This is a genomic window from Nesterenkonia sedimenti, assembly GCF_012641515.1.
Classification (GTDB): domain Bacteria; phylum Actinomycetota; class Actinomycetes; order Actinomycetales; family Micrococcaceae; genus Nesterenkonia; species Nesterenkonia sedimenti.
The window spans coordinates 1-25778 of sequence record NZ_JABAHY010000019.1; the positions used below are offsets into that span (position 1 = coordinate 1).

The following is a 25778-nucleotide window of genomic DNA, read 5'->3' on the forward strand; positions in this document are numbered from 1 at the left end:
CTCACCCCCACTCGATCCAACAGCGCCTCGTGGCGCACGACAGTTCTTGCAGAGAGTCTGGAGATTTTCACCGGTGGTTGCCCCACCGGTTTCATATGACTGTTTGTGGTCGATCTCGGCTGACCACCCAGGCTGAGTGCACCCAGAAGCCTGGCATTGCCCATCACGGATCAGGACCGCGTTGCGCTGGTGATCCCGAGCAGTGCGTGATTCATAAGTCTTAGTGAGCAGGTTCTGAGCCTCGGGGTCAGTCTTGCTGACCCAAGCATCTATGTCCGCGGTGTTGGTCGAGGTCGGGGCTGTCCGGGATTTGGTGACGGTGAGCACTTCACCAACTCCAATGGTGGGTTCCCCCTCAGCCGCAGAGTCACCGCTGTCGCCCTTGGCCACACCGACTGCGTACCAGTCATGCTGCGCGCTGGTGTCAGCTGCGATGGCGCGAGCCTCGCTGGCGGGCAGCATCCAAGTCCGGTCCCAGCTGGTGGCGGGGGCATCAGACTCACCAGTCAGTGTCTTTACCGGGATGAGGATCCCAATCTTCGCCGCACCGGCCCCAGTGGGCTCGGGGATGGAGTTCGAGGGCGGTGGGAAAGCTGAGTCTGCTGCGGCGGGGGGCGTGGGGTCATTGGGAGTTTCGCCCGTGGAGGTGAGTCCAGTGGTGTCAGACCAGGGCAGGGGCTGGTGACCCTGCGAGTCGGCCCCTTCGGGCGAGGCGGCTTCAGCAGGAGATGTCACGGCCCCACCCTGTAACCCATTGGTGAGTGCGCTGGTGAAGATGTCCGCCATCCGCTGGGTATGGGTCCGCTCCAGCGTGGAGCCGGCCTCATCGGCCTGGCTCGGGTTTTTGCGGGGCATATTGCGGGCCTTGGAGAGGAGCATCTGCTCGATACTCGCTGCCGCGGTAGTGGCAATCAGTCCGTGGATCTTGGTGGTGCCATCATCCCGATGATTGAAGGCGACATAGTGCTTCTCTTTGCCGCGCTCATAACGGTCTTCAAAAGCCTTCACATCCAGCTGAGGAACCCGCTGTTTCAGCCAGTTATCCAGCTCCGCGGAGTTCAGCTCACGAGCCTTCGTGGTCAGCTCGGAATCCAGTTTCTCCATGAGTTCCGGGCGGTGCTGGATCCCTTCAATAGCCCGGTTGACCTTCTGAACCGAGATGAGATCGGTTTCGCCCTGCCGGTAGAGAGCGTAAGTCTCAGGGAGCTTCTCGGATAGGGCTTCTACGGTGTCCATCTGGCGGCGCACCTGCTTAACAGGAAGCCCTAGAGCCCCAGCGCATTCCTAGTAGATCTCTTTGATCAAAGCATTCCGCCGGAAAGAATGAGTCTCCTCGAGTTCCTCTGCGCGAAGTTTCTTATACGTCACCAGGTGACAAAGGGCCTGCGCCTGTTCCTGCAATCCCCGCGCGTGGTGCTTCTGGGCAGCTTCGAGTACTGAGTGTGCCTCAGGAGTCGATAGTTTCTTGCCCATGTTCCAAGTGTAATAGAACAGACATTCGAATTCAATACCTTGAGGAAGAAAACTGCGAAATTTTACTGGGGTGAAGCGACTTGAGAGGAGTAGGGGAGGAAGCTTTCAGAGTGACTCGACAACCGCCGTCATCGCTGCTCGGAACTGACGAAATGGGTCTGCGTCATAGGGGGGTCACTGTCGGTGAGCGCCAGCTCCCGGGTGGGGCGGTGGCAGAAGGGTGCGGCGCTGGCCGTCGCTGGATGCTGGGATGGGTGGGCCCGTGCCAGGACCGAGTCACGGGGAGAAGTCTCAGTGACTCAGAGTCAGTATCCCGCGGGTGAGGAAAAGGGGGACACAAGGGGAAAGCGCTGTAGGCAAGCGGTAGCTCCCGGGCGAGGGGAACAGTGGCGGAAGGCTGCGGTGCCGCTTGTCGTTGGATGCTCGAGATGGGTAATCCGTGCCCGAGGGCAAGCGAAACGAGCAGGCAGATCCCCTTCAGTGCGACTGACTACCCCCTCGTCAATGCTGCAGCCTCCCGCAGGACTAAGCGATACGGGGGCCCGCAGAAAGGACTCGGCCGCAACTTACAGGCTGAGGTCAGTGCCCGTCAGCTTCCGGTACGCCTCCATATAACGGTCCCGGGTGGCGGCAACAATATGATCCGGAAGTGGCGGGGGAGTAACTCCAGAATCGCGGTTCCAACCGGACTCATTGGTCAGCCAATCCCGCACGAACTGCTTATCGAAACTCGGCTGGGCCTTCCCCGGCTCCCACTGGTCAGCAGGCCAGAAGCGGGAGGAATCCGGTGTCAGCACCTCATCGGCCAGCACCAAATCCCCCTCCGGGCTCAGGCCGAATTCGAACTTCGTATCGGCCAGCACAATCCCGGCCTCACGGGCCTTCTGCTCGGCCACCTCATAAATGCGCATGCTCGTGCACCGGACCCGTTCAGCCAGACCCGCGCCGATCTTATCCTCGAGCTGGGCATAGGTGATGTTCACATCATGCTCGCCGTACTCAGCCTTAGACGACGGCGTGAAGATCGGCTCCGGCAGCCGCGAACCGTCCGCAAGCCCCTCCGGCAGCGGAATTCCGGTGACACTGCCCGTGCTGCCGTACTCGGTCAGCCCTGAGCCGGTGAGGTACCCGCGGACAATCGCCTCGGCCTGCACCATCTCCAGCCGGCGCACAATAAGTCCCCGGCCAGCAACCTCCTGCGGCACATCCGTGGAGACCACATGGTTACCGATCCCCTCGGCAGCCAACTGCTCGAACCACCACAGACTCAGCTGGGTCAGGATCGTGCCCTTGCCCGGAATTCCGGGGGAGAGCACGTGGTCATAGGCGCTGACCCGGTCGGTGGCCACCATCAGCAGAACATCTTCGCCATCCCAAGCAGAACCCGGCGCCGGCTCATAAAGCTCGCGGACCTTCCCCGAGGCCACATGACTCCAACCGGGCAACTGTGCGGTCACCTTGATCTCCCCGCGCAGGGCCTTAGCCGCGATATCGCTACGATGCTGAGCCCCCGGCCAGCTGATCTCGGCGACACCGGCATAGGCGCGGTCCACTGCAGCCTGCAGGCTGTCGCCGGTGCCCACCACGGCGAGCACGCGGCCGCCGGCAGTGAGGTAGTCGCCGTCGTCGTTGGTTTTAGTCCCGGCGTGCAGAACCGCAACATCATCCAACGACGACGCCTTCTTCAGTCCGCTGATCACATCCCCCTTGCGTGGGGAGTCGGGGTAGTTCTCCGCGGCGATCACCACATCGGCGGCATATCCGCGGGTCCACTCAAGCTGACGGTCGGGTCCGAGGTTGCCGGTGGCAGCATCCAGCAGCAGCCCGCCCAGCGGGGTGGCCAGCCGCTCCAGTACGGCCTGGGTCTCGGGATCGCCGAAGCGGACGTTGAACTCCACCACGCGCACCCCGCGGGAGGTCACGGCAAGCCCGCAGTAGAGCACACCGGTGAAAGGGGTGCCGCGGCGGGCCATCTCCTGCACGGTCGGTCGGGCGACCCGGTCCATTACAACCTCGGTGAAGTTCCGGGTGAGCCCATCGGGGCCGGTCTCGGTGTAGTCCTCCAGCCAGTCCAGGGGGGTGTAGGCGCCCATGCCGCCGGTGTTGGGGCCGGCGTCGCCGTCGTGAATTCGTTTGAAGTCTTGAGCGGGGGACAGCGGTACCAGGTTCTCCCCGTCGCTGATCACGAACAGTGAGACCTCGGGGCCGTCCAGGAACTCCTCGATGACCACACTGCCGCCGGACTGGCAGGCCACAGCATGGGCGATGGCAGCCTCGCGGTCCTCGGTGACCACAACGCCCTTGCCCGCGGCCAGACCATCGTCCTTGACCACATAGGGCGGGCCGAAATGGCTCAACGCGGTGATCGCCTCAGCGGGGGTTGTGGTATGTACTGACTCAGCGGTGGGCACGCCCGCGGCGGTCATGATCTCCTTGGCGAATGCCTTGGAAGCCTCCAACTGCGCAGCGGCCTGAGAAGGTCCGAAGACCGGGATCCCGGCAGCCCGGACGGCATCGGAGACACCGGCGGCCAGAGGCGCCTCAGGGCCGACGACGACGAGGTCATAACCACCCTCGGAGGCCAGAGCGGCCACCGTATCGGGGTCGGAGGCGTCGACGGCGAAGCATTCGGCATCGGCGGCGATCCCAGCGTTGCCGGGCGCGGCATGGACCGTGCTGACGGCGGCATCGCGGTTGAGTGCGCGGATGATGGCGTGCTCACGGCCCCCAGGCCCCACAACGAGGATCTTCATAGTCCCCAAGCCTATCGGTAGATAAGCTGATGCCCATGGCGAATTCTCAGACCGCAACAGTGGAGGGCGCAGCGGAGCTGGCCGTAGTTACCCGGGCCGGATTGGTGGAGTCCCGGCATATCGGTTCGGCAGTGCTGCTGGATCCCCAGGGTGAAGTGCTGGCCTCCCTGGGTGAACCCGAGGCAATCACCTTCCCGCGGTCAGCGCTGAAACCCCTGCAGGCGGTGGCCTCACTGCGCGCTGGGGCGCTGATCAGCCCGGAGTCGGTGGCCCTGGCCTGCGGTTCCCACCTCGGTACCCCGCGGCACCAGGAGCTGGCGGCCACCACCCTGGCCAAGGAGCGGCTCGACGAGACCTACCTCAAATGTCCGGCGGCCTACCCCGGTCGCAGCAAGGACCTCGAGGAGCACCTGCGGGCGGAGAAGCCCAAGACCCCGCTGGCCTTCAACTGCTCCGGTAAGCATGCCGCGTTCCTGGCCGCCGCACGCACCCAGGGCTCCCGGCTGGCCACCTATACCGACTCCAACCACCCGGTTCAGCAGGTGGTCAACGAGGTCTACGCCGAATACTGCGAGGAGACCCCCACCGCCACCGGCGTGGACGGCTGTGGCGCCCCGGCGGCCGCGATGAGCCTGACCGGACTGGCCCGGGGGATCGGCAAACTGGCCTCCGCCCTGACCCGCCGCGACGCGGAGGTGCATGCATTCACCGTCGCCCAGGCCATGCTGGACTACCCCTGGGCGGTCCGCGGGCCGGGGGAGACTGACACTGTGGTCATGGAACAGCTGGGCCTGCTGAGCAAACTCGGCGCCGAGGGCATCCTGGTGGTGGCCGCCCCCGATGGCACCGCCGCCGCAGTCAAAACCCTGGACGGCTCGTCCCGGGCCAATCACCTGGTGGCACTGAGCCTGCTGGCCTCCCGCGGCAAGATCGAACTCAACGACCTCCAGCGGGTGCTGACCATCCTGGTCAAACCGATCACCGGTGGTGCTGACGAGACACCGGCCGGGGAGCTGCGGCTGAGCGAAACCGTCACCGCCGCGCTGTAAGCGGTACAGGAGAGCGCCACCATGGCACGACGACGTATCGCACCGGCAGCCGGAGACGCTGCGGTGAAGACCTGGTCCGCAGGGGAGGCCGACCGCAAGACCCTGGCCACGGCAGTGCGCTACCTCCTGGAAGAACTGGCCGAACGCGCACCCGGAAACTCCGTAGAAGTCCGGGTCCCGCCCTTCGGGGTCACCCAATGCGTGGCTGGGCCCACCCATACGCGCGGGACCCCGCCGAATGTGGTCGAACTGACCGCCGAGACCTGGCTGGAGCTGGCCACCGGGGCCACAACCTGGCAGACAGCCCACGATGACGGACGGATCACCGCATCAGGAATCCGTGCGGATCTCTCCGATCACCTCCCCCTCATCAAATGACCGATAAAACGGCCTGATCAGGCGGCTCAACCCCCTCCACTTGAGCGCCTGCAACTGTTACTATGCCTTTTATGGCACGGATCACGCCTCTTGAATGGCCGGTCCTCCGGCAGCTGCGTTCCCGGGACTCCACCGGCCGCGGCGCTGCCGTCACGTCGAAGAAGACCCGTGCGACCAAACCCCGAACTGACGACGCCGACAAAGTGGTGCAGAGCATCTGCCCCTACTGCGCGGTGGGATGTGGTCAGAAGGTCTACGCCAAAGATGACCGCGTGATCCATATTGAGGGCGATCCCGATTCCCCCATCTCCCGGGGGCGGCTCTGCCCCAAAGGCGCAGCCAGCGAGCAGCTGGTCAACTCCGCCGGCCGCCAGACCAAGATCCTCTACCGGGCACCACACTCCCGTGAGTGGGAGGCACTGGATAAGGACCGGGCCCTGGATATGATCGCCGACCGATTCCTCGAGGCCCGGCGTCGCTACTGGCAGGATGAAGACGAGCACGGCAATCCGCTCAACCGCACCCTCGGGGTGGCCAGTCTGGGCGGGGCCACTATCGATAATGAAGAGAACTACCTCATCAAGAAACTCTTCACCGCCGCCGGGGCCGTTCAGATCGAGAACCAAGCGCGTATTTGACACTCCTCCACGGTTCCCGGTCTGGGAACCTCATTTGGGCGTGGGGGCGCCACACAACCCCAGCAGGATCTGGCCAATGCCGACTGCATCGTCATCCAGGGCTCCAATATGGCCGAATGCCATCCGGTGGGCTTCCAATGGGTGACTGAAGCCAAAAAGCGCGGTGCCCGGATCATCCACGTCGACCCCCGGTTCACCCGCACCAGCGCAGTGGCGGATAAACATATCGCCCTGCGTGCCGGAAGTGACATCGTCCTGCTGGGTGCCCTGGTCAACTATGTGCTGAGCAATGACCTCTACTTCAAGGAGTACGTCCGGCACTACACCAATGCGGCCACTATCGTCTCCGAGGACTACCGCGACGCCGAGGATCTCGACGGCCTCTTCTCCGGCTATAACCCGGAGGACGCTTCCTATGATCCGACCTCATGGTCCTATCACTCCCGCAGCGGTCAGGAGAAGGTCGAGGAGCCGGGCACTGAGGCTGAGGGCGAGTACGCCGAACCGGAGGAGTATGGTGCAGGCGGTCCTTCCTTGAAGCACGCCGATCTGGCCCATGATGACACCCTGGAAGACCCAAACTGTGTCTTCCAGCTGCTCAAGCGCCACTACGCCCGCTACACCCCGGAGATGGTGGAAGAGGCCTGCGGTATCTCCGCCGAAGACTTCGCCTATCTGGCGGAGTCGATGACCCAGAATTCCGGGCGGGACCGCACCACCGCCTTCTGCTATGCGGTGGGCTGGACCCAGCATGCCCAGGGCGCACAGTTCATCCGCACCGCGGCCATACTGCAGCTGCTGCTGGGCAATATGGGGCGCCCCGGTGGAGGAATCATCGCCCTGCGCGGGCACGCCACCATCCAGGGCTGCACCGATATCCCGACCCTGTTCAACCTGCTCCCCGGGTATCTGCCGATGCCCGAGGCCGGTGAGCACAACACCCTGCAGGACTACACCGGGGCCATCGGCTCACGGCTGCAGAAGGGGTTCTGGGCCAATGCCGATGCCTATACCGTCAGCCTGCTCAAGGCCTGGTTCGGCGATGCCGCCCAGGAGGATAACGACTACGCCTTCGGGTACCTCCCCCGCCTCACCGGAGCCCATGGCACCTACCAAACCCTGGAGCGGATGCTCCGCGATGAGGTCGATGGGTACTTCCTGGTCGGCCAGAACCCCGCGGTGGGATCGGCCAATGGCAAGATGCAGCGGCTGGCCATGTCCCATCTGAAGTGGCTGGTAGTCCGCGACTTCAGCCTCATCGAATCCGCCACCTGGTGGAAGGACGGCCCGGAGATCGAAAGTGGTGAGCTGCGCACAGAGGATATCGAGACCGAGGTCTTCTTCATGCCCGCGGCCAACCACACGGAGAAGGCCGGCTCCTTCACCCAGACCCAGCGGCTGGTCCAATGGCGCCACCAGGCAGTGAACCCGCCCGATGACGCCCAGAGCGAGTTGGAGTTCTTCCACGAGTTGGGCAAACGGATCCGGGCCCGCCTGGCCGATTCCGATGACCCCCGCGACCGCCCACTGCAGGCCCTCACCTGGGACTATCCCACAGATGAACATGGCGAGCCCGATGCCGAAGCAGTGCTGAAGGAGATCAACGGCTCCTATGTCTCCGGGCCGGATCAGGGCAAACCGCTTTCGGCCTTCACCCAGATGCGCGCCGATGGTTCCACTGCCGGTGGCTGCTGGATCTACACCGGGATCTTCGCCGATGGCGTCAACCAGGCAGCCCGGCGTAAACCCGGTCAGGAGCAGGATGAGACGGCTGCCGAATGGGCCTGGGCCTGGCCGGCCAACCGCCGGATTCTCTACAACCGTGCCTCGGCAGACCCCGAGGGCAAGCCCTGGAGCGACCGTAAGAAGTACATCTGGTGGGATGAGAAGGAAGAACGCTGGATCGGTAAGGACGTCCCGGACTTCCCGGTAAAACTGGCGCCGGGCACCAAATCTGATCCGGAGGCAGGCGGCCCTGAGGCGCTGGCCGGTGATGACCCGTTCATCATGCAGGCCGATGGCAAAGGTTGGCTCTTCGCCCCCAGCGGCATGGTGGATGGGCCCATGCCGACCCACTATGAGCCTCCAGAGTCCCCCATCGACAACCCCCTCTATGGTCAGCAGAGTAATCCAGCCCGAATCGTCTTCCCTCGAGAAGACAATTTCCTGGCCCCGTCGTCGAACCAGCCAGGCTCCGATGTGTACCCCTATATCTTCACCACCTACCGGCTGACCGAGCACCACACTGCCGGTGGCATGAGCAGGTTCCTGCCCTATCTCTCGGAGCTTCAGCCGGAGATGTTCTGCGAGGTCTCACCGGAGTTCGCCGAACTGGTCGGTTTGGAGAACTACGGCTGGGCCACCATCATCTCCCCGCGCTCAGCCATTGAGGCTAAGGTCCTGGTCACCGATAGGGTCCGGCCGCTGACCGTCGGTGGCCGGCGAATCCACCAGGTCGGTCTGCCCTACCACTGGGGAACCGGAACCGATGCTGTGGTGGAGGGCGATGCCGCCAATGACCTCTTGGGCATCACCCTGGATCCGAACGTGCAGATTCAGGGCTCCAAGGCGGCTCAATGCGCGGTGGAACCCGGAAGGCGCCCCCATGGCAAACAGCTGCTGGAGCTCGTCGAGCAGTACCGTCGCAGGGCCGGTATCACCGTGGAGACAGGCAATAGACGACTCACTGTGCCCTATGGTGAGTCAGAGGCCAACACCGAAGAGGAGGGCTGATGGTTTCGCTCACCGAAGACCCCCGCCGAAGTTCCGAGGCCCATGGGCATCGCGCCCAGGCCCGGAAGTCATTCTTCACCGATACCTCGATCTGCATTGGGTGCAAGGCCTGCGAGGTGGCCTGTAAGGAGTGGAATCGCAATCCCCAGGACGGCGATCTCGAACTGCTGGAATCCTCCTATGACAACACCGGTGCCCTGGGTGCCAATACCTGGCGCCATGTGGCCTTTGTGGAACAGGACCAGGAGCGGATCGAAACCGCACGTGAGTCCGGCCGGCAATTAGTCGACCTCGGGATGCCGAGTGTGGGCCCGCCGCCGTCGTCATCGGCAAATGGCAATGGCACCGATACCAAGCTTCCGGACACCAATGAATTCCGTTGGCTGATGTCCTCCGATGTCTGCAAGCACTGCACCCATGCCGGCTGTCTGGATGTCTGCCCGACCGGCGCCCTGTACCGCACGGAGTTCGGCACGGTGAAAGTGCAGGAGGATATCTGCAACGGCTGCGGAACCTGCGTGGGCGGCTGCCCCTTCGGGGTCATCGAACGCCGCGATGAAGGCATCATCCGGGCCAAGACTGAGCGCAACCAGTCCAAATACGCACAGGAGATCCCCAATGAGGGAACGGCGAATAAATGCACCTTCTGCCATGACCGGCTGGTAGACGGCCAGACACCGGCCTGCGCCCAGACCTGTCCCACCACCTCGATCAAATTCGGTGAACATACCGATATGGTCAGCCAGGCCCGTGAACGCGTAGCCCAGCTGCACCAACAGGGGATGACCGAGGCACGTCTCTACGGTGCGAACCCCAATGACGGTGTCGGCGGAACCGGTTCGGTCTTCCTCCTCTTGGATGAGCCAGAGGTCTATGGTCTGCCGCCGGATCCCCGGGTGCCCACCAAGGACCTACCGCGGATGTACAAACAGACAGCGATGGCGGCCGTCGGCATGTTGGCCGCCGTGGGCGCCTCCTTTGTCCTAGGGGGCCGCCGGTGACGACCTCGCGTCATGACAGCCACCGTCCCCCCGAGACGCCGCGGGGTGGCAAGAAGGGGCGTAAGGCTGATGATGGTGCCCGGGAAATTCCGGTGGTGGAGAAACCCGAGTTCTCCTCCTACTACGGGCGGCCGGTGGTCAAAGCCCCGCCCTGGGGAGACGAGATCGGGGCCTATCTCTTCCTCGGCGGACTCGCCGGGGGATCCGCACTGCTTTCGGTGGGTGGGCAGCTCACTGGCAAACCGACCCTGCAGCGCAATGCGCGGCTGACCGCTCTGGGTGCCGTAGGTCTGGGCACCGCAGCACTGATCCACGATCTGGGCCGGCCCGAACGCTTTCTCTATATGCTGCGGACCTTCAAGCCCACCTCTCCGATGAGTATGGGCACTTGGCTGTTGAGCTCCTTCAGCACTGCCGCCGGGGTCACCGCCACTGTGGAGATCGACCGGCTCACCGGTTACCGCCTGCCCCTGGGGCCAGGCCGAAAACTCCTGCATGGCCTCGAGGGGCCAGCCGAGCTCGGAACGAGCCTTCTGGGTGCCCCGCTGGCAAGTTATACCGGGGCGCTGCTGGCTGATACCGCTGTGCCGACATGGAATGCCGGTCGGGACGAGCTGCCCTATCTCTTCGCCTCCTCGGCCTCTCTGGCCGCCTCCGGGGCGGCCCTGGTCACCACCCCGACCCACCAGACTCAACCGGCCCGAGTCCTCTCGGCAGTCGGCGCCATCGGTGAGCTGGCCTCGATGAAGATCATGAAGAAGCGGATGCACCCCGCTGAAGCCTCCCCCCTCGAAGAGGGAACTCCGGGCAAGATGCTCGAATGGGCCGAACGGCTCACCATCGCAGGCGCCGCGGGATCCGTGCTCCTCGGCGGCCGGCGCACCGCAGCGGTGGCCAGTGGTCTGATGATGCTGGCCGGCTCCGCACTGACCCGAGTGGGGATCCTGCGTGCCGGTATCGCCTCAGCCAAGGACCCCCGGCATACTGTGGAGCCGCAGAAGGCGCGGCTGCAAAAACGCCGAGCCAAAGGCGTGGTGGACGACTCCATCACCACAGTCGGCTGAACGAACGGTCCAGTTCGGGGCTGCAGCGCAGTCTCCGGCTCAGCGGATCTCGATCACTGCCCCGCCTGCTTCGGGAGCCTCAGTGGTGTGACCGATCACCGGATACCCGGGGATCTCGCCGACCACGAGCAGTCCACCGGAGGTTTGGGCATCAGCCAGGGTCAGCAGATCCTCCTCGGTGATACCGGCACCGGCGCTGAGGTGATCGCGCACCCAGTCCAGGTTCCGCCGGGTTCCCCCGGAGACATAACCATCCCGCAGCGCCTCGGCCGCACCGGAGACCAGGGGAACTGCAGCGGCATCGAGCTGAGCGCCCACCCCCGAACCGCGGCACATTTTGTACAGATGCCCCAAGAGGCCGAAGCCGGTGACGTCGGTGGCTGCCCGGATACCTGCCGTCACAGCAGCTTCGGCGGCCTCCCGGTTCAGTGTGGTCATCGTCGCCACAGCCTCCTCGAAGACCTCCCCGGTTGCCTTATGCCGGTTGTTCAACAGGCCCAGGCCAATCGGTTTGGTCAGGGTCAGGGGCAGCCCCGGTTCGGCAGCGTCATTGCGCAGAAGGTTCTTGGAGGCTGCAGTCCCAGTGACTGAGAGCCCATATTTCGGTTCGGGGTCATCGACTGTGTGGCCCCCGATCAGTGGGCAACCGGCCTGCTCAGCCACGGCCAGGCCTCCGCGGAGCACCTCGGCTAGCAGCTCCATCGGCAGGGTGTCCCGCGGCCAGCCGACCAGGTTGATCGCCACCGTGGGGGTCCCGCCCATGGCGTAGATATCGGAGAAAGCATTGGCCGCGGCAATCCGGCCCCAGTCATAGGCATCATCGACAACTGGGGTGAAGAAATCGGCGGTGGACAAAATGGCGGTCTCATCATTGAATCGCACGGCCGCGGCGTCGTCGCCGTTATTCAGACCCACCAGGACCTGGTCATTCTGCGGGCTGGGCAGTGACCCCAGAACCTCCTCGAGTTCACCCGGTGGAATCTTGCAGGCACACCCCCCGCCATGGGCGTAGCCGGTCAGACGCGGTGCGGTGGTCTCTGCGGCAGTGGAGGTAAGACTCATGGCTCGAGTATAGGAGACCTCGGTCACATCGTCACGGGGGTTCCGGTAACTGGTTTCGCTGTGCTGTGTCACTGACGCAGCCGGTTTGACCTGGGCGCTTCCGTGGTACTTTGAGCCGTGGAGGTGTATGAGTCCTGGTGGGCTCCGCGGTCTTCAAAACCGTTGAGACCGAGTACCTCGGTCTGGCGGGTTCGATTCCCGTCCACCTCCGCCAAACTCCGTTTGCCACCCCCTGATGAGGAGGTCAGACGTGGTCGGAGAGGATCCCCGACGGCGAATCCCAGGAACCGACACGCTCCTGGAGAATCCGCGCCTGCGTGAGGCCGCACAGGAGCTCGGCCGGCATGTTCTGCAGCGGATCATTCATCAGGCCCAGGACCGTGCGCGCCAGGGGGGACTGGCCCCTGAGCAGGTGGAATCGGAGGTCCTGGATAACCTCAAGGCTTTCCGGCCCTCCTCTATGCGTGCGGTCATCAACGCCACGGGAGTGGTGATTCACACTAATCTCGGCCGCGCCCCATTATCAGCGGCAGCCCGTGATGCTGTGACCGAGGCCGCCGGATACGTCGATGTCGAGATGGACCTCGTCACCGGCCGGCGGTCCAAACGGGGAACGGCCGCCCGGCGTGCCCTCTTGGAGGCGTGCCCAACGGCCGAGGACTCACTGATCGTCAATAACGGGGCCGCAGCACTGGCCCTGGCCACAGCGGCACTGGTGGGCAGCGGAACGGTGATCATCAGCCGAGGTGAGCTGGTCGAAATCGGAGCTGGGTTCCGGCTGCCGGAGCTCATTGAGTCCACCGGGGCCCAACTGCTGGAAGTCGGCACCACCAACCGCACTCATCTGGAAGACTATGCCGCAGCAGTTGAGAAAATCCCCGATGGCGCCAAGGCCTGCGTTCTGAAGGTTCACCCCAGTAACTACCGTATTGCCGGATTCACCTCCGCGGTGCCGACTGCGCAGCTGGCCGCGCTCAGCCGGGAACATGGGCTGCCGCTGGTGGTCGATGTCGGCAGTGGGCTGCTGGCCCCGGAGCCTATCCTGCCGGAGGAACCGGATCTGGGCAGCGCCCTCTCCGATGGGGCTGATCTGGTCATCGCCAGCGGGGATAAACTCCTCGGCGGCCCCCAGGCGGGTCTGCTGTTGGGCAGCACTGAGGTCATCTCCCAACTGGCCAAACACCCCCTGGCTAGGGCTATGCGCACCGATAAGCTCACCCTGGCCGCCATGGAAGCCACCCTGACCTCTGGCGCGACACCGGTGCAGAGGGCAGTTCACGCCGATGCAGATCAGCTGCGCCAGCGGACCCAGAAATTTGCCGAAGCCCTGGGCGTTGAATTGGTGCCCCATGAGGGCCGGGTCGGCGGCGGCGGGGGCGCTGAAGTGCCGCTGCCCGGCTGGGCAGTTCAACTGCCCGAACCCGCCGCGGCTGCGCTGCGGACCCAGGATCAGCCTATCGTCACCCGGACCACAGGTTCCTGGTGTCTGCTGGATCTGCGCTGCGTTCCAGAGGCAGAGGATGCCACCGTACTGGAGGCAGTCCGCACGGTCCTAGAGGATCTGAAACAGAACCCCGGGCCAGCCCCAGGAGGGGCCTGAAATGTATGTCATGGCCACAGCCGGTCATGTCGACCACGGCAAGTCCACTTTGGTGCGAGCCCTGACCGGAACCGAACCTGACCGGTGGGATGAGGAGCACCGCCGGGGACTGACCATCGACCTCGGCTTCGCCGCCACCACCCTGCCCTCTGGTCGAGTGCTGTCCTTTGTCGATGTGCCCGGCCATGAGCGGTTCCTCGGCAATATGCTCTCCGGTCTCGGCCCGGCTCCTATGGTCTGCTTTGTGGTGGCCGCTGATCAGGGGTGGCAGGCCCAATCCAGTGATCACCGCGACGCCATCGCCGCTTTGGGGATCAGCACCGGTCTGATTGTCATTACCCGCGCGGATCTGGCCCCAGAAAGGGCACCTGAGGTCTTAGCCCAGACCCGGAGGGAACTGGCCGCCACTGGCCTGCAGAACGCACCGGCTGTGACGATTTCGGCCACTACCGGCCAGGGCCTGGACCAATTACGTACGACGCTCGACGACGTCCTGGCCGCCGGAAACACCCCCTCGGAGGACGAACCCGTGCGGATGTGGGTGGACCGGGCCTTCAGCCTGCGTGGAGCCGGGACTGTGGTCACCGGGACCCTGGCCGCTGGCCGGCTCCAACGCGAGCAGCACCTCCATATCCTCGGTGAGGAAACCGATGACACCGTTGTGGTGCGCGGTCTGCAGGCACATGGGGCCGATGTCGACACGCTCACCCCCGCCAACCGAGCAGCGGTGAATCTGCGTGGCATCACCACTGAACAGCTGGGACGCGGACACGTTCTGCTGACTCCCGGGGCTTGGCATCTGACAGACACCGTGGATATTCGATATGCCTCAGGGGAGGACTTTTCTCAGACCCCCAGGCATGTGACGGTTCATATCGGCACCGCAGCTGTGGCAGCCCGGTGCCGTCCCTTTGACGCCCAGCATGGGCGAATCACACTGTCTCGTCGGCTGCCCCTGGTGATCGGGGACCGGCTACTGCTGCGCAGCTCAGCCCACCGGACGGTGCTGACCGGAGCCGAGGTCCTCGATGTCGCCCCACCGGCACTGGCACGGCGCGGTGATGGGAATCGTCGCAGTGCCACGCTGGCCGGTATGTCCAGTGGTGGTGATTTTGACGAGGAAATCAGCCGGCGTAAGGCCATCACCGCCGATATGCTGCAGCGAATCGGCTATCAAATACCCGAGCAGCTTCCGGCCGGGATCCGCCGGCTGGGGGACTGGCTGGTGGACAGTGAGCAGGTCAATCAGTGGGTGGGGCAGCTGCGCAGCATCACCGAGACCCGTCTGCAGCAGGATGCGCTGTCTGCGGGACTGTCGGATGGGGCCGCCATCGACTCCCTGCAGCTTCCAGATGAGGCCCTGTTGACGCCTTTGGTCCAGGAGGCTGGCCTCCAGCAGAGTGCCGGTCGGATCACCACTGTCGGTCAGCAGCGCGGACTGGGTAAGGCCGAGGAATCAGTGGTGGTCCTGGAGCAGGAGCTGGGTGAACAGCCCTTCAACGCTCCGGAGGCATACCGGCTGCAGGAGTTGGGACTGGGTGAGCGTGAGCTTGCTGCCGCAGAGCGTCAGGGCCGGCTATTGCGGCTGTCCGGGGGAGTGATTCTCTTACCCAGTACCCCTGCCCTTGCCATGCGGGAGCTGTCCTCGCTGGATCAGCCCTTCACCACCAGTGCGGCCCGGCAGGTTCTGGGCACCACACGGCGAGTGGCTATACCCCTGCTGGAGCATTTGGACTCCCGGGGCTGGACCCGCCGGGTCGAGGCCTCGCTGCGCGAAGTGGTGCGCTGAAGCCGGTTACTGCTTCTGCCGGTAGGCCAAATAGACCGGGAGGCCCAGGAGGACAAGGCCACCGATCAGGTTGCCGATCAGCACCGGAATCTGGTTCCAGATCCACCAGTCGGCAATACTGACATCGGCTCCCATAAACATTCCCGCGGGAATCACGAAGAGATTGACCACCGCATGCTCCAGCCCCAGGTAGAAGAAAGCAGCGATAGGCAGCCACAGTGCCATGATCTTGCCGGTGGTACTGGTGCTGGTCATACCCATCACCACGCCAAGGACCACCAGCCAGTTACAGAGGATCCCGCTGAGCAGGGCCAGGCCGATACCGGCTACAGCCCCCATCTGCTGATATCTGAGAGTGTTCTCCTCCGCGCTCTCTATGAACCCATTGAGCAGTAAGCCGGAGTCTATCGTCCAGAACTCGGTCAGCAGGGCGGCAAACAGGGCAGCGCAGAGCAGCCCGCCGATGACGTGTCCGGCCAGTACCCATCCGAAACTCCGTAGGAGTCCGCTGAGCTTCGCCCGTCCCTCGAGAACTGCTAAGGGAACCAGAGCGAAGTTCCCGGTCAGAAGTTCCATGCTGAGCAGCACGACCACAGTCAGCCCCAGCGGGAAGACCAGGGCGCCGACTAGGCCGATACCAGTCTCTTCTGTGGCCTGGATGGCCATGGCAGTGGCCCCGCCGAGGATGAAGACTGCGAAGGTGGAACGCAGGAGCTGCTGGAAGGTGCTGAGCTCAGCCTTTGAGGTGCCCTGTTCCAGCATGTCCTCGGCGACATCCGGTGGTGAAACGTATGACATGCGTGCCCGACCCTCACAAACTCGTGTAGTGCCTCAATTCAGCAATCTACCTGCCAGTCTAGGCTGATCAGCCCATGTGATCAGGAGTCGCGGGGGCCTTTTGCCGATTGGATGATCTCCTTCAGCTCGGCGATCTCGGCCCGCAGAGCCTTGACCTCCTGGTGCACAGTCTCCTGATCAGTCTCCTGCTCAGTCTCCGGTTCGGCGCTGCTGGTGACCGCAGAGGGCATATCGTGCAGGGTGTTCATCGCATCCACGATCACCGCAATGATGAGGTTCAGGGCAGTGAATGCGGCCAGAATGATGAACGGGATGAAGAAGGCCCAGGACCAGGAATGCTCATCCATGGCCGAGCGGACGATCGTCTCCCAGGAGCTCAGGGTCGCGATCTGGAAGAGGCTGAACAGGGAGGCACCGAAATTGCCGAAGAACTCCGGCATGGTCTCCCGGAAGAAGGTCGTGGCCATCACTGCGGCCACATAGAAGATCAGGCCCAGCAGTGCACCGGTGGAGAGGATCCCCGGGATTGCCGAAAGCAGGGCCGCGACCACCTTGCGCAGCTGGGGCAGTTGGGAGATCAGCCGCAGCACACGCAGCACACGCAGGGTACGCAGAACCTCGAGTCCAGCCCCGGCTGGGACCAGGGCGACCCCGACCACCACGAAGTCGAAGACATTCCAGGGGTCGCGGAAGAACCGCCAGCCGAAGGCCGCGAGCTTCAGTCCGATCTCGACGACGAAGATCGCCAGGCAGATGGTATCGATGCCGATCAGCACCCCGCCGGCGGCATCCATCAGCCGAGGTGAAGTCTCCAGACCCAGGACCACCGCGTTGATCAGGATGACCGCGATGACGAACCGCTGAATGGGTGTGGACTCCACCCATTCGCCGAGTCGCCGCCGCCAGGGGGCATGATGGGGTGAGGACAGATGAGCCGACATTGGACTTATCGTATCGGGTCGGCTCAGTTGCCCATGGTCGCGGACCACGCAGAATGAAGCTTGGAGAAGTAACCGCCGGCGTCGATGAGCTCCTGTGGGGAGCCATCCTCAACCACCTGACCCTCGTCGATCACCAGCACCCGGTCGGCAATTGAGACCGTGGAGAGCCGGTGGGCGATGATCAGCGCAGTCCGGTTGCCCAGCAACCGCTCCAGTCCCTGCTGGACCAGCTGCTCACTGGGCAGGTCCAGAGAAGAGGTCGCCTCATCCAGGATCAGCACTGCGGGATCGGCCAGGAAGGCCCGGGCGAAGGAGACCAGCTGACGCTGACCCGCCGAGATCCGGCCACCGCGTTTATTCACATCGGTGTCGTAACCCTCGGGCAGGCCCATGATGAACTCATGGGCGCCCACGGCCTTGGCCGCGGCGATGATCTCATCCTCGGTAGCCTCCGGACGCGAGAGCGCAATATTCTCCCGGATCGAACCGGAGAACAGGAAGGCCTCCTGGGTCACCATCGCCACATGCCGGTGATGGTCATCCTCGGATAGTTCGCGAAGCTCCACCCCGTCGAGGGTCAGCGAACCGGAGGTGACATCGTAGAACCGGGCCAACAGCTTGACCAGAGTGGACTTCCCAGCACCGGTACGCCCCACCACGGCCACGGTCTGACCAGCTGGGATATGCAGATCCAGCTGTTTCATGACCACCGGGCCGTCATCGCTGTATTTGAACTCCGCATCGGTGAACTCAATATCACCGGCGCAGTCCTCGAGCCGCTGCGGGCTCTTCACCTGCCGGACCTTCGGGGTCTCCTCCAGCAGACCGGAGACCTTCTCCAGGGCAGCAGTTGCCGACTGCAGGGAGTTGTAGAACATCGCGATCATATCCAGCGGCTGGAAAACCCGCTTGGTGGCCAGCACAATACCCAGCAGCAGCCCGGCGCCGAGGTCACCCTCCAGCACCCGGAAACCACCCCAGAGCAGTACGGCGGCCACAGCGAGGTTGCCGATGAGCATCAGCCCCGGCTGCAGCACCCCGAAGAGCCCGATGGAGCGGACCATGTCATCGCGGTAGATCTTGGCCAGTTTGCGGTACTGCCGCGACCTTGCGTCCTCGCGGCGGAAGGCCTGCACCGCGCGGATACCGGTCATGGACTCCACGAAGTGCACGATCATCCGTGCCGAGGAGATGCGGGTGCGCCGGTAGGCGACCTCAGCATTTTTCTGATACCAGCGGCCCAGGAAGATGATCGGCACCACCGCGGCCAGCAGCACCAGTCCGGAGCGGAAATCGCTGATCCAGATGTAGATGGTGGTGAAGAGCATGAACATCAGGCCCTGCACCAGCTGGTTGACCCCGCCGTCGAGCAGTTCTCGCAGCGCCTCCAGGTCAGAGGTCTGCCGTGAGATCACCTTCCCGGAGGTGTAGTCCTCATGGAAGTCCAGACTCAGCGCCTGGGTCTTGCGGAAGACCTCATCGCGCAGTTTGTACAGCATGGCCTGGGAGGCCTCGGCAGTCATCCGGGTGTACCAGTAGAGCAGCACACCGGCGGTGACCGCGCAGAGCAGATACAGCAGAGCAGGCACCCAGAGGCCGGCGGAGTCACCGTCCATCAGCCGGGGCAGACCCCAGTCGATGGCCAGACCACCGGCGATGAACGGCGTTGCCGCTTGAGCGCCCTGAGAGACGACGACGGCGATCGCGGTCAACAGCAGTTTGCCGCGCACTCCAGCCGAGGCCCGCCACAGCAGGGAGAGGGAGCGACGGCGGATGAACTTCCGCTCAGCCTTGGTGAAGGTGACATCCTCCTCGGCGGAGGTGCCCCGCAGATGGGCGAACTCATCCTCATCCCGCGGCGGGGTGATCTTGGAGAGGTCCAGGGCGGCAGTATCGGTGAAGTGGGCGTCGTCGACGTTTGCGGTACGGCCGTTGCGCTCGCTCATTTGGTCACCTCCGTATTCGCGCTGACCGCCGGATCTGCGGCTTCGCCTTGATCCTCATCCGCGGGGATGGCGTCCATGAGGTCCTGGCTCTCGGGGGGAGTGGGTTTCATAATCCTGGAGTAGATGGCGCTGCGTTCGAGCAGTTCGGTGTGGGTGCCGACATCGGCGATCCGTCCTTCATGCAGCACTGCGACCCGATCAGCCAGGGCCACCGTGGAGGGCCGGTGGGCGATGATCAGCGTGGTGGTCCCGTCCAGGACCTCGCGCAGCCGGGCGGTGACCCGCTCCTCAGTGCGCACATCCAAGGCGGAGAGCGGATCATCCAGCAGCAGGACTGAGGGTTTGGCGGCGATGGCCCGGGACAGTGCCAGACGCTGACGCTGACCGCCGGAGAGGCTCAGCCCCTCCTCACCGATCCGGGTCTCCAGGGACTCCGGCAGCTCGCGGACGAACTCCGCATCGGCAGTGTGCAGGGCCTCGTCGAGAATCTCGTCCAGCTGATCCCTGGAGGGGGCGCGATCGCGGCTGGGGTGAGCGGGATCGTCGTCGTCGCGCTGGTGTGAAGTCCCCAGCAGCACATTGGACTTCACCGTGGTGGAGAACAGGGTGGGATCCTCGAAGGCCACGGCGACCCTAGAGCGCAGATCCGGCAGGCTGTAGTCACGGACATCGACGCCGTCGATCCGCACAGTGCCTGAGGTGACGTCATAGAGCCGGGGAACCAGATTCAGCAGGGTCGAGGTTCCGCCACCGGTGGCCGAGACCAGGGCCATCGTCTCCCCGGGTTCGATCCGCAGATTGGCCCCGCGGATGAGGTCCTCGGCCGCATCGGGGTAGCGGAAGTGGACATCCTCCAACTCCACCAGGCCCTTCTCGGCCGCGGTCTTGGGTTCGGCGGGGGAGACGATATCGGGTTCGACATCCATCACATCGATATGCCGGTCGATACTGGTTTTGGCCATGAAGACCATACCGATGAGCATGCCGATACCCTCAATGGGCTGTTTGAGCACCACGGCCATGGCGAAGAACCCGGCCAATGCACCGGCAGTGAGATCACCCTGGCCTGCGAGGTAGAGGCCAGTGAAGATACACGCGGCCAGCACACCCTCGGGCAGCAGCACCATCAGCATCTGGAACTTCGCCAGGGTCCGCATCTTCGAAACCTCGAGGTCGCGTAGGGTCGCGGCCTCCTCCTTGAAGCTGGAGCGGGCCCAGTCACCGCGGCCGAAGGCCTTCAGCACACGGATGCCGTGGACCGATTCCTCCACCTTGGTGGCGACCTCACCGGCCTGGTCCTGGGCGGAGCGGGAGTAGTGGACGAATTTGCGGCGGAAGGCCGGCCCCAGGGCGATGACCGGAACGGCCGCGCAGAGGAAGAGTGCGGCCAGGGTCGGGGACCAGCTGAACATCACACCGATGCCGACCAGAACCGTAATTGAGGAGGTCAGCAGCATCAGCGAGCCGAAGGCGAAAAACCGCCGGAGCATATTGAGATCGGCGATCGCGCGGGACTGCAGCTGACCTGCCTCCCAGGCGCCGTGGAAGGCTGCCGACTGTCCCACCAGCCGCTCGAAGAGGCTGACCCGCATATTGGTCTCAGCATCGGAGGCCGGGGGGATCACAAAGAAACGGCGCAGGAAGACGAAGATCGCTTCCAGAACACCCAGACCGAGCACGACGGCGAAGGCGGTCCAGACCACTGCAGCGGCAGCGCCTTCGGCTTCGATGTCATCGACCAGTCCGCCCAGAACCACCGGGATTGAAAGCGCAATGATGCCAGCAGCGATGGCGGCAAGCATGCCGAAGAACCACCGCAGTTTCAGGCCTTCAAGGTAGGGGACCAGCCGTTTCAGCGCCTCGATGAGGCTGCGCTGCTGGCCGCGTTCATAACGCTGGCGTGCAGCCCGCTCCTGGGCGCCAGGAGCCCCCTTCTGCTCAGATTGTTGCATATCGCAACTACTTTACTCGTAGGAGATGATGAGCACCAAAATACCCTAGGTCACTGGGGCAGGACTGTGAGCAGTGTCGCCTCCGGCGGGCAGAAAAGCCGGATAGGCGCCTTGGCCGAGGTGCCCAGACCGGCTGAGACATGCACTGTGGTGACTCCGCCGTCGGCACGGCGAATCGTATGCAGCCCTTTGGCGTGCTGGGTGGGCAGATCACAGTTGGTGACCAATGCCCGCTCGCCGGGCAGGCAGACCTGGCCGCCGTGGGTATGGCCGGCGAAGACCAGATCAGCGCCGGCATCGGCGAAGGTCTCCAGGGTCCGGCGTACCGGGGCGTGGGTGACTCCCAGCCGGAGATCCGGGGCGGGGGTAGTCTCACCCTCGTCCTGTTCAGTGCTGGGATGGTCAGTACTGGGCCAGCCGGAGAACTCATCGAGATCCAGATGCGGGTCATCGGTTCCGGAGAACTCGATCCGCAGGCCCGCGATCTCCGCGGCCGAATGGGCATTGGTGAGATTCGCCCAGCCCGCCCGGCCGAAAGCACCGAAGAGCTCCTCAGTGGGCAGAGTCTGTGCCTCCGGGTGCAGGGTCGAGGGCCCCTTGAAGTACTTCAGGGGGTTTTTGAACCGTGGGGCGTAGTAGTCATTTGATCCCGGAACAAAACAGCCCGGGAACTGCAGCAGTGGCTCCAGAGTCTCCAGCACCTCGGGCACCGCCTGAGCGTGGGAAAGGTTATCCCCGGTGTTGACCACCAGATCCGGCTGCAGCTGCGCCAGGGACCGAACCCACTGAGACTTCTTCTGCTGGCCCGGAACATAGTGCAGATCCGAGATATGCAACACGCGCAGCGGCGACTTCAGCCCCGGAACCCGCACCTCGGCACGTCGCAGGGTGAACCGGTTGAGCTCCACCCGGTTGGCGTAGACCAGGGTGCCCGCTCCCAGAGCCGTCAGCGTCCCCGCGGCGGCAGCGAGCCGATAAAGCAGCGGCACCGTCAGTCGTCATCGTCGTCGTCGCCGTTGTCATCGCTGTCGCTGGAGCCGCCGCCGGTGCCACCCATATTGGAGAAGGCGTAGCGGCTGGTGTCGCGGCGATTGTCGAACGGCGAATCATCGGCTTCAGGGAAGTCACCGGTGTCGTAGTTGCCTGCGACCTCGCGCATGTAGTCGTACCAGAACGGGAAGGCCACCGAGGATGCGTACTGGTCGGTGGGCACGTTGCCGTTGGCCCAGAGGCTGGTGTCGTCACCGGGGCGGGCGATGTAAGCACCGGTGGAGATGCCCTCGGTGAAGCCCTGGAAGGACATCGCGGAGACCGACTCATGGGTACCGGTCTTACCGGCCATCGGGAACGGCGGATCGTCGTCGAGCTGCTCGACGTAGGCGTTAGTCTCGGCGATATTGATCATCGTGTCGTTGACCTGGGCCACGATATCGGGGTCGATGGCCTGCTCACAGTTGATGCCGGGGACCTCGTACTCGGTGCCCTGGGCGTCGGTGACCGACTCCAGAACCCGCTCCTCGCAGACCTCACCGTCATTGGCGAATGCGGCGTAGGCGCGGTTCATCACCATCGGAGTGACCGTGGCGGTACCCATGATGAAGGAGGGGGTGTCCGGACGCAGTCCGCCGTAGTCGTCCAGGGCGTTGAAGCCCTCGATGCCCAGCCGGTTGGTGACATCGGTGATGGCGCAGAGGTCCATGTCATAGGCGGTTGCCACCGTGGCGGTGTTGATCGAGTAGTAGAGACCGAAGTCGATCGACATCTCACGTTCGGTGTCGTCGATGACGTTGTTGATCTCCCAGTGCTCTTGATCGTCCTCAGGGAGCAGGGTCACCGAGCCGCCGTCCATACAGCTGGCGTCCCACTCCTCGTAGTACTCGTACTCATCCCGCCAGGCTTCGACACGGTCATCCATATCGCCGCCCTCTTCGATCCAGGCAGCTGCCACGAAGGGTTTGATCACCGAGCCGCCGGGGAAACCGATACCGCCGCTGTGCGACTGGCCGGCGTTGAAGTTCATTGAGGTCGCGCCGCCGTCCTCAGCCTCTTCACTGGGGTCGTAGCGGGTGGACTGGGCCATGGCCAGCACATTGCCGGTGCCAGGCTCCTGGGAGTTGATCACAGCCACCGCACCAGTGCCGTCGGGCCGGTGCTCCATGGCAGTGGCCTCGGCCTGCTCCTGCAGCTCAGCGTCCAGTGTGGTCACGATGTTCAGGCCACCGCGGTGCAGCAGCCGCTCGCGGTCCTCACGGGTCTCGCCGAAGGTCTCATCGGTGAGGATCTCCTGCTCCACGTAGTCGCAGAAGTAATTGGCCCAGGAGGTGGACATGCAGCCGGAGTCAAGGCTCGGCCGTTCCTCAGCAGGGATCACACCGAGATCGGAGTTGACGGCTTCCTCGTACTCCTCCTCGGTGATGAAGCCCTGCCGGAGCATAGTGCCCAGCACCACATTGCGGCGTTCCATGGCGAGATCAGGGTTCTCGATGGGGTGGTAGGTGTTCGGGGCCTGCACCATCCCGGCCAGCACTGCCGACTGCTGGATGTCCAGTTCGGATGCCGGGACACCCCAGTAGTACTGGGCTGCGGCTTCCACGCCGTAGTTGCGTCCGCCGAGCTGGATGATGTTGAGATATCCCTCGATGATCTCTTCTTTGGTCATCTCCTGCTCAATGGCCACGGCCAGCTTCATCTCGCGCAGCTTGTCCGCATAGGTCTTCTCCTGGGCGAAAGCACCCAGGATGGGTCCGTCACCGCGGACCACAGAAGCGTTGTTCAGCACATTGTTGACGTACTGCATGGTCAGGGTGGATGCACCCTGCTGTCTGGAGCTGGTCAGGGTGATGACCGCAGCACGGGCCACACCCTGGGCGTCGACGCCGCCGTGATCGTAGAAGCGCTCATCCTCAATGGCGATGATCGCGTCCTTCATATCCTGCGAGATCTCGTCATAGCTGACCGGCTCGCGGTTCTCGGCGAAGAAGGTGGCGATGACAGTCTCGCCGTCGTTGGCGTAAATACGCGAGGGCGTAGACATCGGCTCCTCGCTCAGCTCAGCCGGGATCTCCTCAAGGATGTCGCTGCCTGCAGATGCAGCGGCGCCGCCGGTTGCGGCCAGCGGAAAGACCAGGCCAGCGCCCAGCAGTCCGCAGAGGGCGGCCACCCCCAGGAACGACATGATTTTGCCCACGGTGGTAGCCGTGTCAAAAAGGGGGGATTTCCGAGGAGCCATGCGATCAATGATATCGCCGCCGTCAAACCAATCTAAGCCCCATGCTCAAGTGGGGCTAGAACCCGTTAGCCTGATGTTCATGAAACCAGTAGAGGCCGCCCGGCGGGCTGGATTCCAGCCGGTGATCCTGGGCACCAATATCCACGGCTACACCCACGCCCGCAGCTTCCATGAGACCTACGGTGTGAAACCGGTGATGATCGGCAAGATCAAACTGGGCTTCACCTGGGACTCGGGCATCCTCGATGTGGAGCTGCATGAAAACCTCGACGACGACGCCGAGTTCCTCCGCATCCTCACCGAACGCGCCGAGGAGCTCACCGCCGAACGCGGGGTGCCTCTGCTGCTGGTGCCCAGCACCGACATCTATGTGGAACTTGTCACCCGGCACCGGGCGGCCCTGGAGGAGCACTTCCTGCTCAACACCCCAGAGGACTCCCTGCGACAGAAGTTCATGGACAAAGAGCGGTTTTACCAGCTGGCCTCCGAATACGGGGTGGATATCCCCGAGACCCAGGTCCATAAGGTCGGCGAACCCTTCGAGCTCGAGGTTGACCGCTTCCCGGTGATCATCAAGCCCGCCAACCCCAATGCCTGGTGGCGCAACCAGCATAAGATCGCCGGCCATCGGAAGGTCTACCGGCTCAACACCGCTGCGGAGGTCCGCGAGGTGGTCACCGCCGTGGAGGCCTCCGACTACCGCGACGGGCTGATCATCCAAGAGTTCATCCCCGGCGATGACACCAATATCTGGGATGCGGTGCTCTACCTCAACACCGAGGGCAAATGTGAGCTGGTCACCCTCGGCCGGGTCGCCCTGCAGGAGCACGAATCTCATCTGGTGGGCTCCTACACTGCGATCATCTCCCGGTTCGACGAAGCCCTGATGACCAAGTACAAGGACTTCCTCGAGGCCGTGGGCTATACCGGAGTGGCCAATGTGGACATCAAATTCGACCCCCGCGACGGCGTCTACAAGGTCATGGAGATCAACGCGCGTCCCGGCCGCTCCAGCTACTACACCGCCCTGCTGGGACACCCCCTGATGAAATACCTCGTCGATGACCTCGTCTTCGGCAGGCGCAAGGAGCTCACCCTCGCTAAGGGCGATGTGCTCTTCCATGTGGCCCCGCGCTACATCCTGCGCAAATACGTCACCAACCCCGAGGTCCGCGCCGAGGTCAAACGCCTCATCAAAGCCGGTAAGGCCACGAACCCCCTGTGGTACCGCGGTGATCGCTCCCCGAAGCGGATGGCCTATCTGGCCGGCCGACACCTGCGCCAAGGGAAGAAATACGCCGCCTCCACCTGGCGCGACGGGTTGTGACATCCTCAGGGTCTCCCCGCTGCCGGGACCAGCACGGTAGGCTGA

At 63.9% G+C, this 25778-nt stretch carries 18 protein-coding genes, 1 tRNA gene and 1 pseudogene; 9 read left to right on the forward strand and 11 right to left on the reverse strand.

Going from position 1 to position 25778, the window contains the following annotated elements; all coding sequences use genetic code 11:
• The 4 genes and pseudogenes from HGQ17_RS15615 to purD all read right to left on the reverse strand — a co-directional run.
• Window positions 1–462 (reverse strand): HNH endonuclease signature motif containing protein (locus HGQ17_RS15615; protein WP_267873212.1); only part of this gene is annotated, 462 nt, incomplete at its 3' end.
• 267 nt (window positions 463–729) lie between these two features.
• Window positions 730–1260 (reverse strand): annotated as a pseudogene (locus HGQ17_RS15620) (DUF222 domain-containing protein); the annotation flags it as partial.
• A gap of 24 nt (window positions 1261–1284) precedes the next feature.
• A complete protein-coding gene (locus tag HGQ17_RS13410; RefSeq protein ID WP_168888461.1) occupies window positions 1285–1473 on the reverse strand; it encodes a hypothetical protein in 189 nt (62 codons plus the stop codon).
• 566 nt (window positions 1474–2039) lie between these two features.
• A complete protein-coding gene (gene purD / locus HGQ17_RS13415; RefSeq protein ID WP_168888462.1) occupies window positions 2040–4226 on the reverse strand; it encodes a phosphoribosylamine--glycine ligase in 2187 nt (728 codons plus the stop codon).
• 35 nt (window positions 4227–4261) lie between these two features.
• Here purD and HGQ17_RS13420 point away from each other — a divergent pair, with 35 nt between their 5' ends.
• The 5 genes from HGQ17_RS13420 (at window position 4262) to nrfD (ending at window position 11089) form a co-directional block, all read left to right on the forward strand.
• Window positions 4262–5275: an asparaginase gene (locus tag HGQ17_RS13420; protein WP_229503581.1), complete on the forward strand. Its 1014-nt coding sequence runs from the start codon at window positions 4262–4264 to the stop codon at window positions 5273–5275.
• Window positions 5276–5296: 21 nt separating this feature from the next.
• Window positions 5297–5653 (forward strand): sterol carrier family protein, encoded by a 357-nt coding sequence (locus HGQ17_RS13425; RefSeq protein WP_168888464.1) that lies wholly within the window; start codon window positions 5297–5299, stop codon window positions 5651–5653.
• A 71-nt stretch (window positions 5654–5724) separates the two neighbouring features.
• Window positions 5725–9024, forward strand: a complete 3300-nt coding sequence (gene fdh / locus HGQ17_RS13435; RefSeq protein WP_229503582.1) for a formate dehydrogenase — start codon at window positions 5725–5727, stop codon at window positions 9022–9024.
• Window positions 9024–10025, forward strand: a complete 1002-nt coding sequence (locus tag HGQ17_RS13440; RefSeq protein WP_168888466.1) for a 4Fe-4S dicluster domain-containing protein — start codon at window positions 9024–9026, stop codon at window positions 10023–10025. Before fdh ends, HGQ17_RS13440 begins: the two co-directional genes overlap by 1 nt.
• On the forward strand, window positions 10022–11089 hold the full coding sequence (gene nrfD / locus HGQ17_RS13445) for an NrfD/PsrC family molybdoenzyme membrane anchor subunit (protein ID WP_168888467.1): 1068 nt from the start codon (window positions 10022–10024) through the stop codon (window positions 11087–11089). Before HGQ17_RS13440 ends, nrfD begins: the two co-directional genes overlap by 4 nt.
• 39 nt (window positions 11090–11128) lie before the next feature.
• Here the strand turns inward: nrfD and selD are convergent, their stop codons facing one another.
• Window positions 11129–12151 carry a selenide, water dikinase SelD gene (gene selD / locus HGQ17_RS13450; RefSeq protein ID WP_168888468.1) on the reverse strand — a complete coding sequence of 341 codons (1023 nt, stop codon included), beginning with the start codon at window positions 12149–12151 and terminating at the stop codon, window positions 11129–11131.
• Window positions 12152–12270: 119 nt separating this feature from the next.
• Between selD and HGQ17_RS13455 the strand changes: the two genes are divergently transcribed.
• The 3 genes from HGQ17_RS13455 to selB all read left to right on the forward strand — a co-directional run bounded on the left by HGQ17_RS13455 (window position 12271) and on the right by selB (window position 15540).
• A tRNA-Sec gene (locus HGQ17_RS13455) sits at window positions 12271–12365 on the forward strand.
• 36 nt (window positions 12366–12401) lie between these two features.
• A complete protein-coding gene (gene selA, locus HGQ17_RS13460; protein ID WP_168888469.1) occupies window positions 12402–13751 on the forward strand; it encodes an L-seryl-tRNA(Sec) selenium transferase in 1350 nt (449 codons plus the stop codon).
• A 10-nt stretch (window positions 13752–13761) separates the two neighbouring features.
• Window positions 13762–15540 (forward strand): selenocysteine-specific translation elongation factor, encoded by a 1779-nt coding sequence (gene selB, locus HGQ17_RS13465; protein ID WP_324615296.1) that lies wholly within the window; start codon window positions 13762–13764, stop codon window positions 15538–15540.
• 6 nt (window positions 15541–15546) lie between these two features.
• Here selB and HGQ17_RS13470 read toward each other — a convergent pair whose 3' ends face one another.
• From HGQ17_RS13470 to HGQ17_RS13495, 6 genes are all read right to left on the reverse strand, one after another.
• Complete coding sequence (locus HGQ17_RS13470) at window positions 15547–16338, reverse strand: formate/nitrite transporter family protein (RefSeq protein ID WP_168888471.1); 792 nt, start codon at window positions 16336–16338, stop codon at window positions 15547–15549.
• An 80-nt stretch (window positions 16339–16418) separates the two neighbouring features.
• On the reverse strand, window positions 16419–17279 hold the full coding sequence (locus HGQ17_RS13475; RefSeq protein ID WP_168888472.1) for an ion transporter: 861 nt from the start codon (window positions 17277–17279) through the stop codon (window positions 16419–16421).
• A 23-nt stretch (window positions 17280–17302) separates the two neighbouring features.
• Complete coding sequence (locus tag HGQ17_RS13480) at window positions 17303–19225, reverse strand: ABC transporter ATP-binding protein (RefSeq protein WP_168888473.1); 1923 nt, start codon at window positions 19223–19225, stop codon at window positions 17303–17305.
• Window positions 19222–21177, reverse strand: coding sequence for an ABC transporter ATP-binding protein (locus tag HGQ17_RS13485; RefSeq protein ID WP_168888474.1), 1956 nt, complete (start codon window positions 21175–21177; stop codon window positions 19222–19224). Before HGQ17_RS13485 ends, HGQ17_RS13480 begins: the two co-directional genes overlap by 4 nt.
• Window positions 21178–21227: 50 nt before the next feature.
• Window positions 21228–22166 carry a metallophosphoesterase gene (locus tag HGQ17_RS13490; protein WP_324615297.1) on the reverse strand — a complete coding sequence of 313 codons (939 nt, stop codon included), beginning with the start codon at window positions 22164–22166 and terminating at the stop codon, window positions 21228–21230.
• Window positions 22167–22168: 2 nt separating this feature from the next.
• The gene (locus HGQ17_RS13495) at window positions 22169–24364 is read right to left on the reverse strand and encodes a transglycosylase domain-containing protein (RefSeq protein ID WP_324615298.1); all 2196 of its coding nucleotides are present in this window, start codon (window positions 24362–24364) and stop codon (window positions 22169–22171) included.
• Window positions 24365–24485: 121 nt separating this feature from the next.
• On the opposite strand from HGQ17_RS13495, the gene HGQ17_RS13500 reads away from it, so the two are divergent.
• Complete coding sequence (locus HGQ17_RS13500) at window positions 24486–25733, forward strand: carboxylate--amine ligase (protein WP_168888475.1); 1248 nt, start codon at window positions 24486–24488, stop codon at window positions 25731–25733.
• Window positions 25734–25778 lie beyond the last annotated feature (45 nt).

Bases quoted from the DNA above. Each gene is read 5' to 3' on its own strand.
- purD (WP_168888462.1), bottom strand. From the start codon at position 4,226: ATGAAGATCCTCGTTGTGGGGCCTGGGGGCCGTGAGCACGCCATCATC.
- HGQ17_RS13420 (WP_229503581.1), top strand. From the start codon at position 4,262: ATGGCGAATTCTCAGACCGCAACAGTGGAGGGCGCAGCGGAGCTGGCC.
- HGQ17_RS13485 (WP_168888474.1), bottom strand. From the start codon at position 21,177: ATGCAACAATCTGAGCAGAAGGGGGCTCCTGGCGCCCAGGAGCGGGCT.
- HGQ17_RS13480 (WP_168888473.1), bottom strand. From the start codon at position 19,225: ATGAGCGAGCGCAACGGCCGTACCGCAAACGTCGACGACGCCCACTTC.
- selB (WP_324615296.1), top strand. From the start codon at position 13,762: ATGGCCACAGCCGGTCATGTCGACCACGGCAAGTCCACTTTGGTGCGA.
- selD (WP_168888468.1), bottom strand. From the start codon at position 12,151: ATGAGTCTTACCTCCACTGCCGCAGAGACCACCGCACCGCGTCTGACC.
- HGQ17_RS13425 (WP_168888464.1), top strand. From the start codon at position 5,297: ATGGCACGACGACGTATCGCACCGGCAGCCGGAGACGCTGCGGTGAAG.
- HGQ17_RS13410 (WP_168888461.1), bottom strand. From the start codon at position 1,473: ATGGGCAAGAAACTATCGACTCCTGAGGCACACTCAGTACTCGAAGCT.
- HGQ17_RS13440 (WP_168888466.1), top strand. From the start codon at position 9,024: ATGGTTTCGCTCACCGAAGACCCCCGCCGAAGTTCCGAGGCCCATGGG.
- HGQ17_RS13500 (WP_168888475.1), top strand. From the start codon at position 24,486: ATGAAACCAGTAGAGGCCGCCCGGCGGGCTGGATTCCAGCCGGTGATC.
- HGQ17_RS13470 (WP_168888471.1), bottom strand. From the start codon at position 16,338: ATGTCATACGTTTCACCACCGGATGTCGCCGAGGACATGCTGGAACAG.
- HGQ17_RS13475 (WP_168888472.1), bottom strand. From the start codon at position 17,279: ATGTCGGCTCATCTGTCCTCACCCCATCATGCCCCCTGGCGGCGGCGA.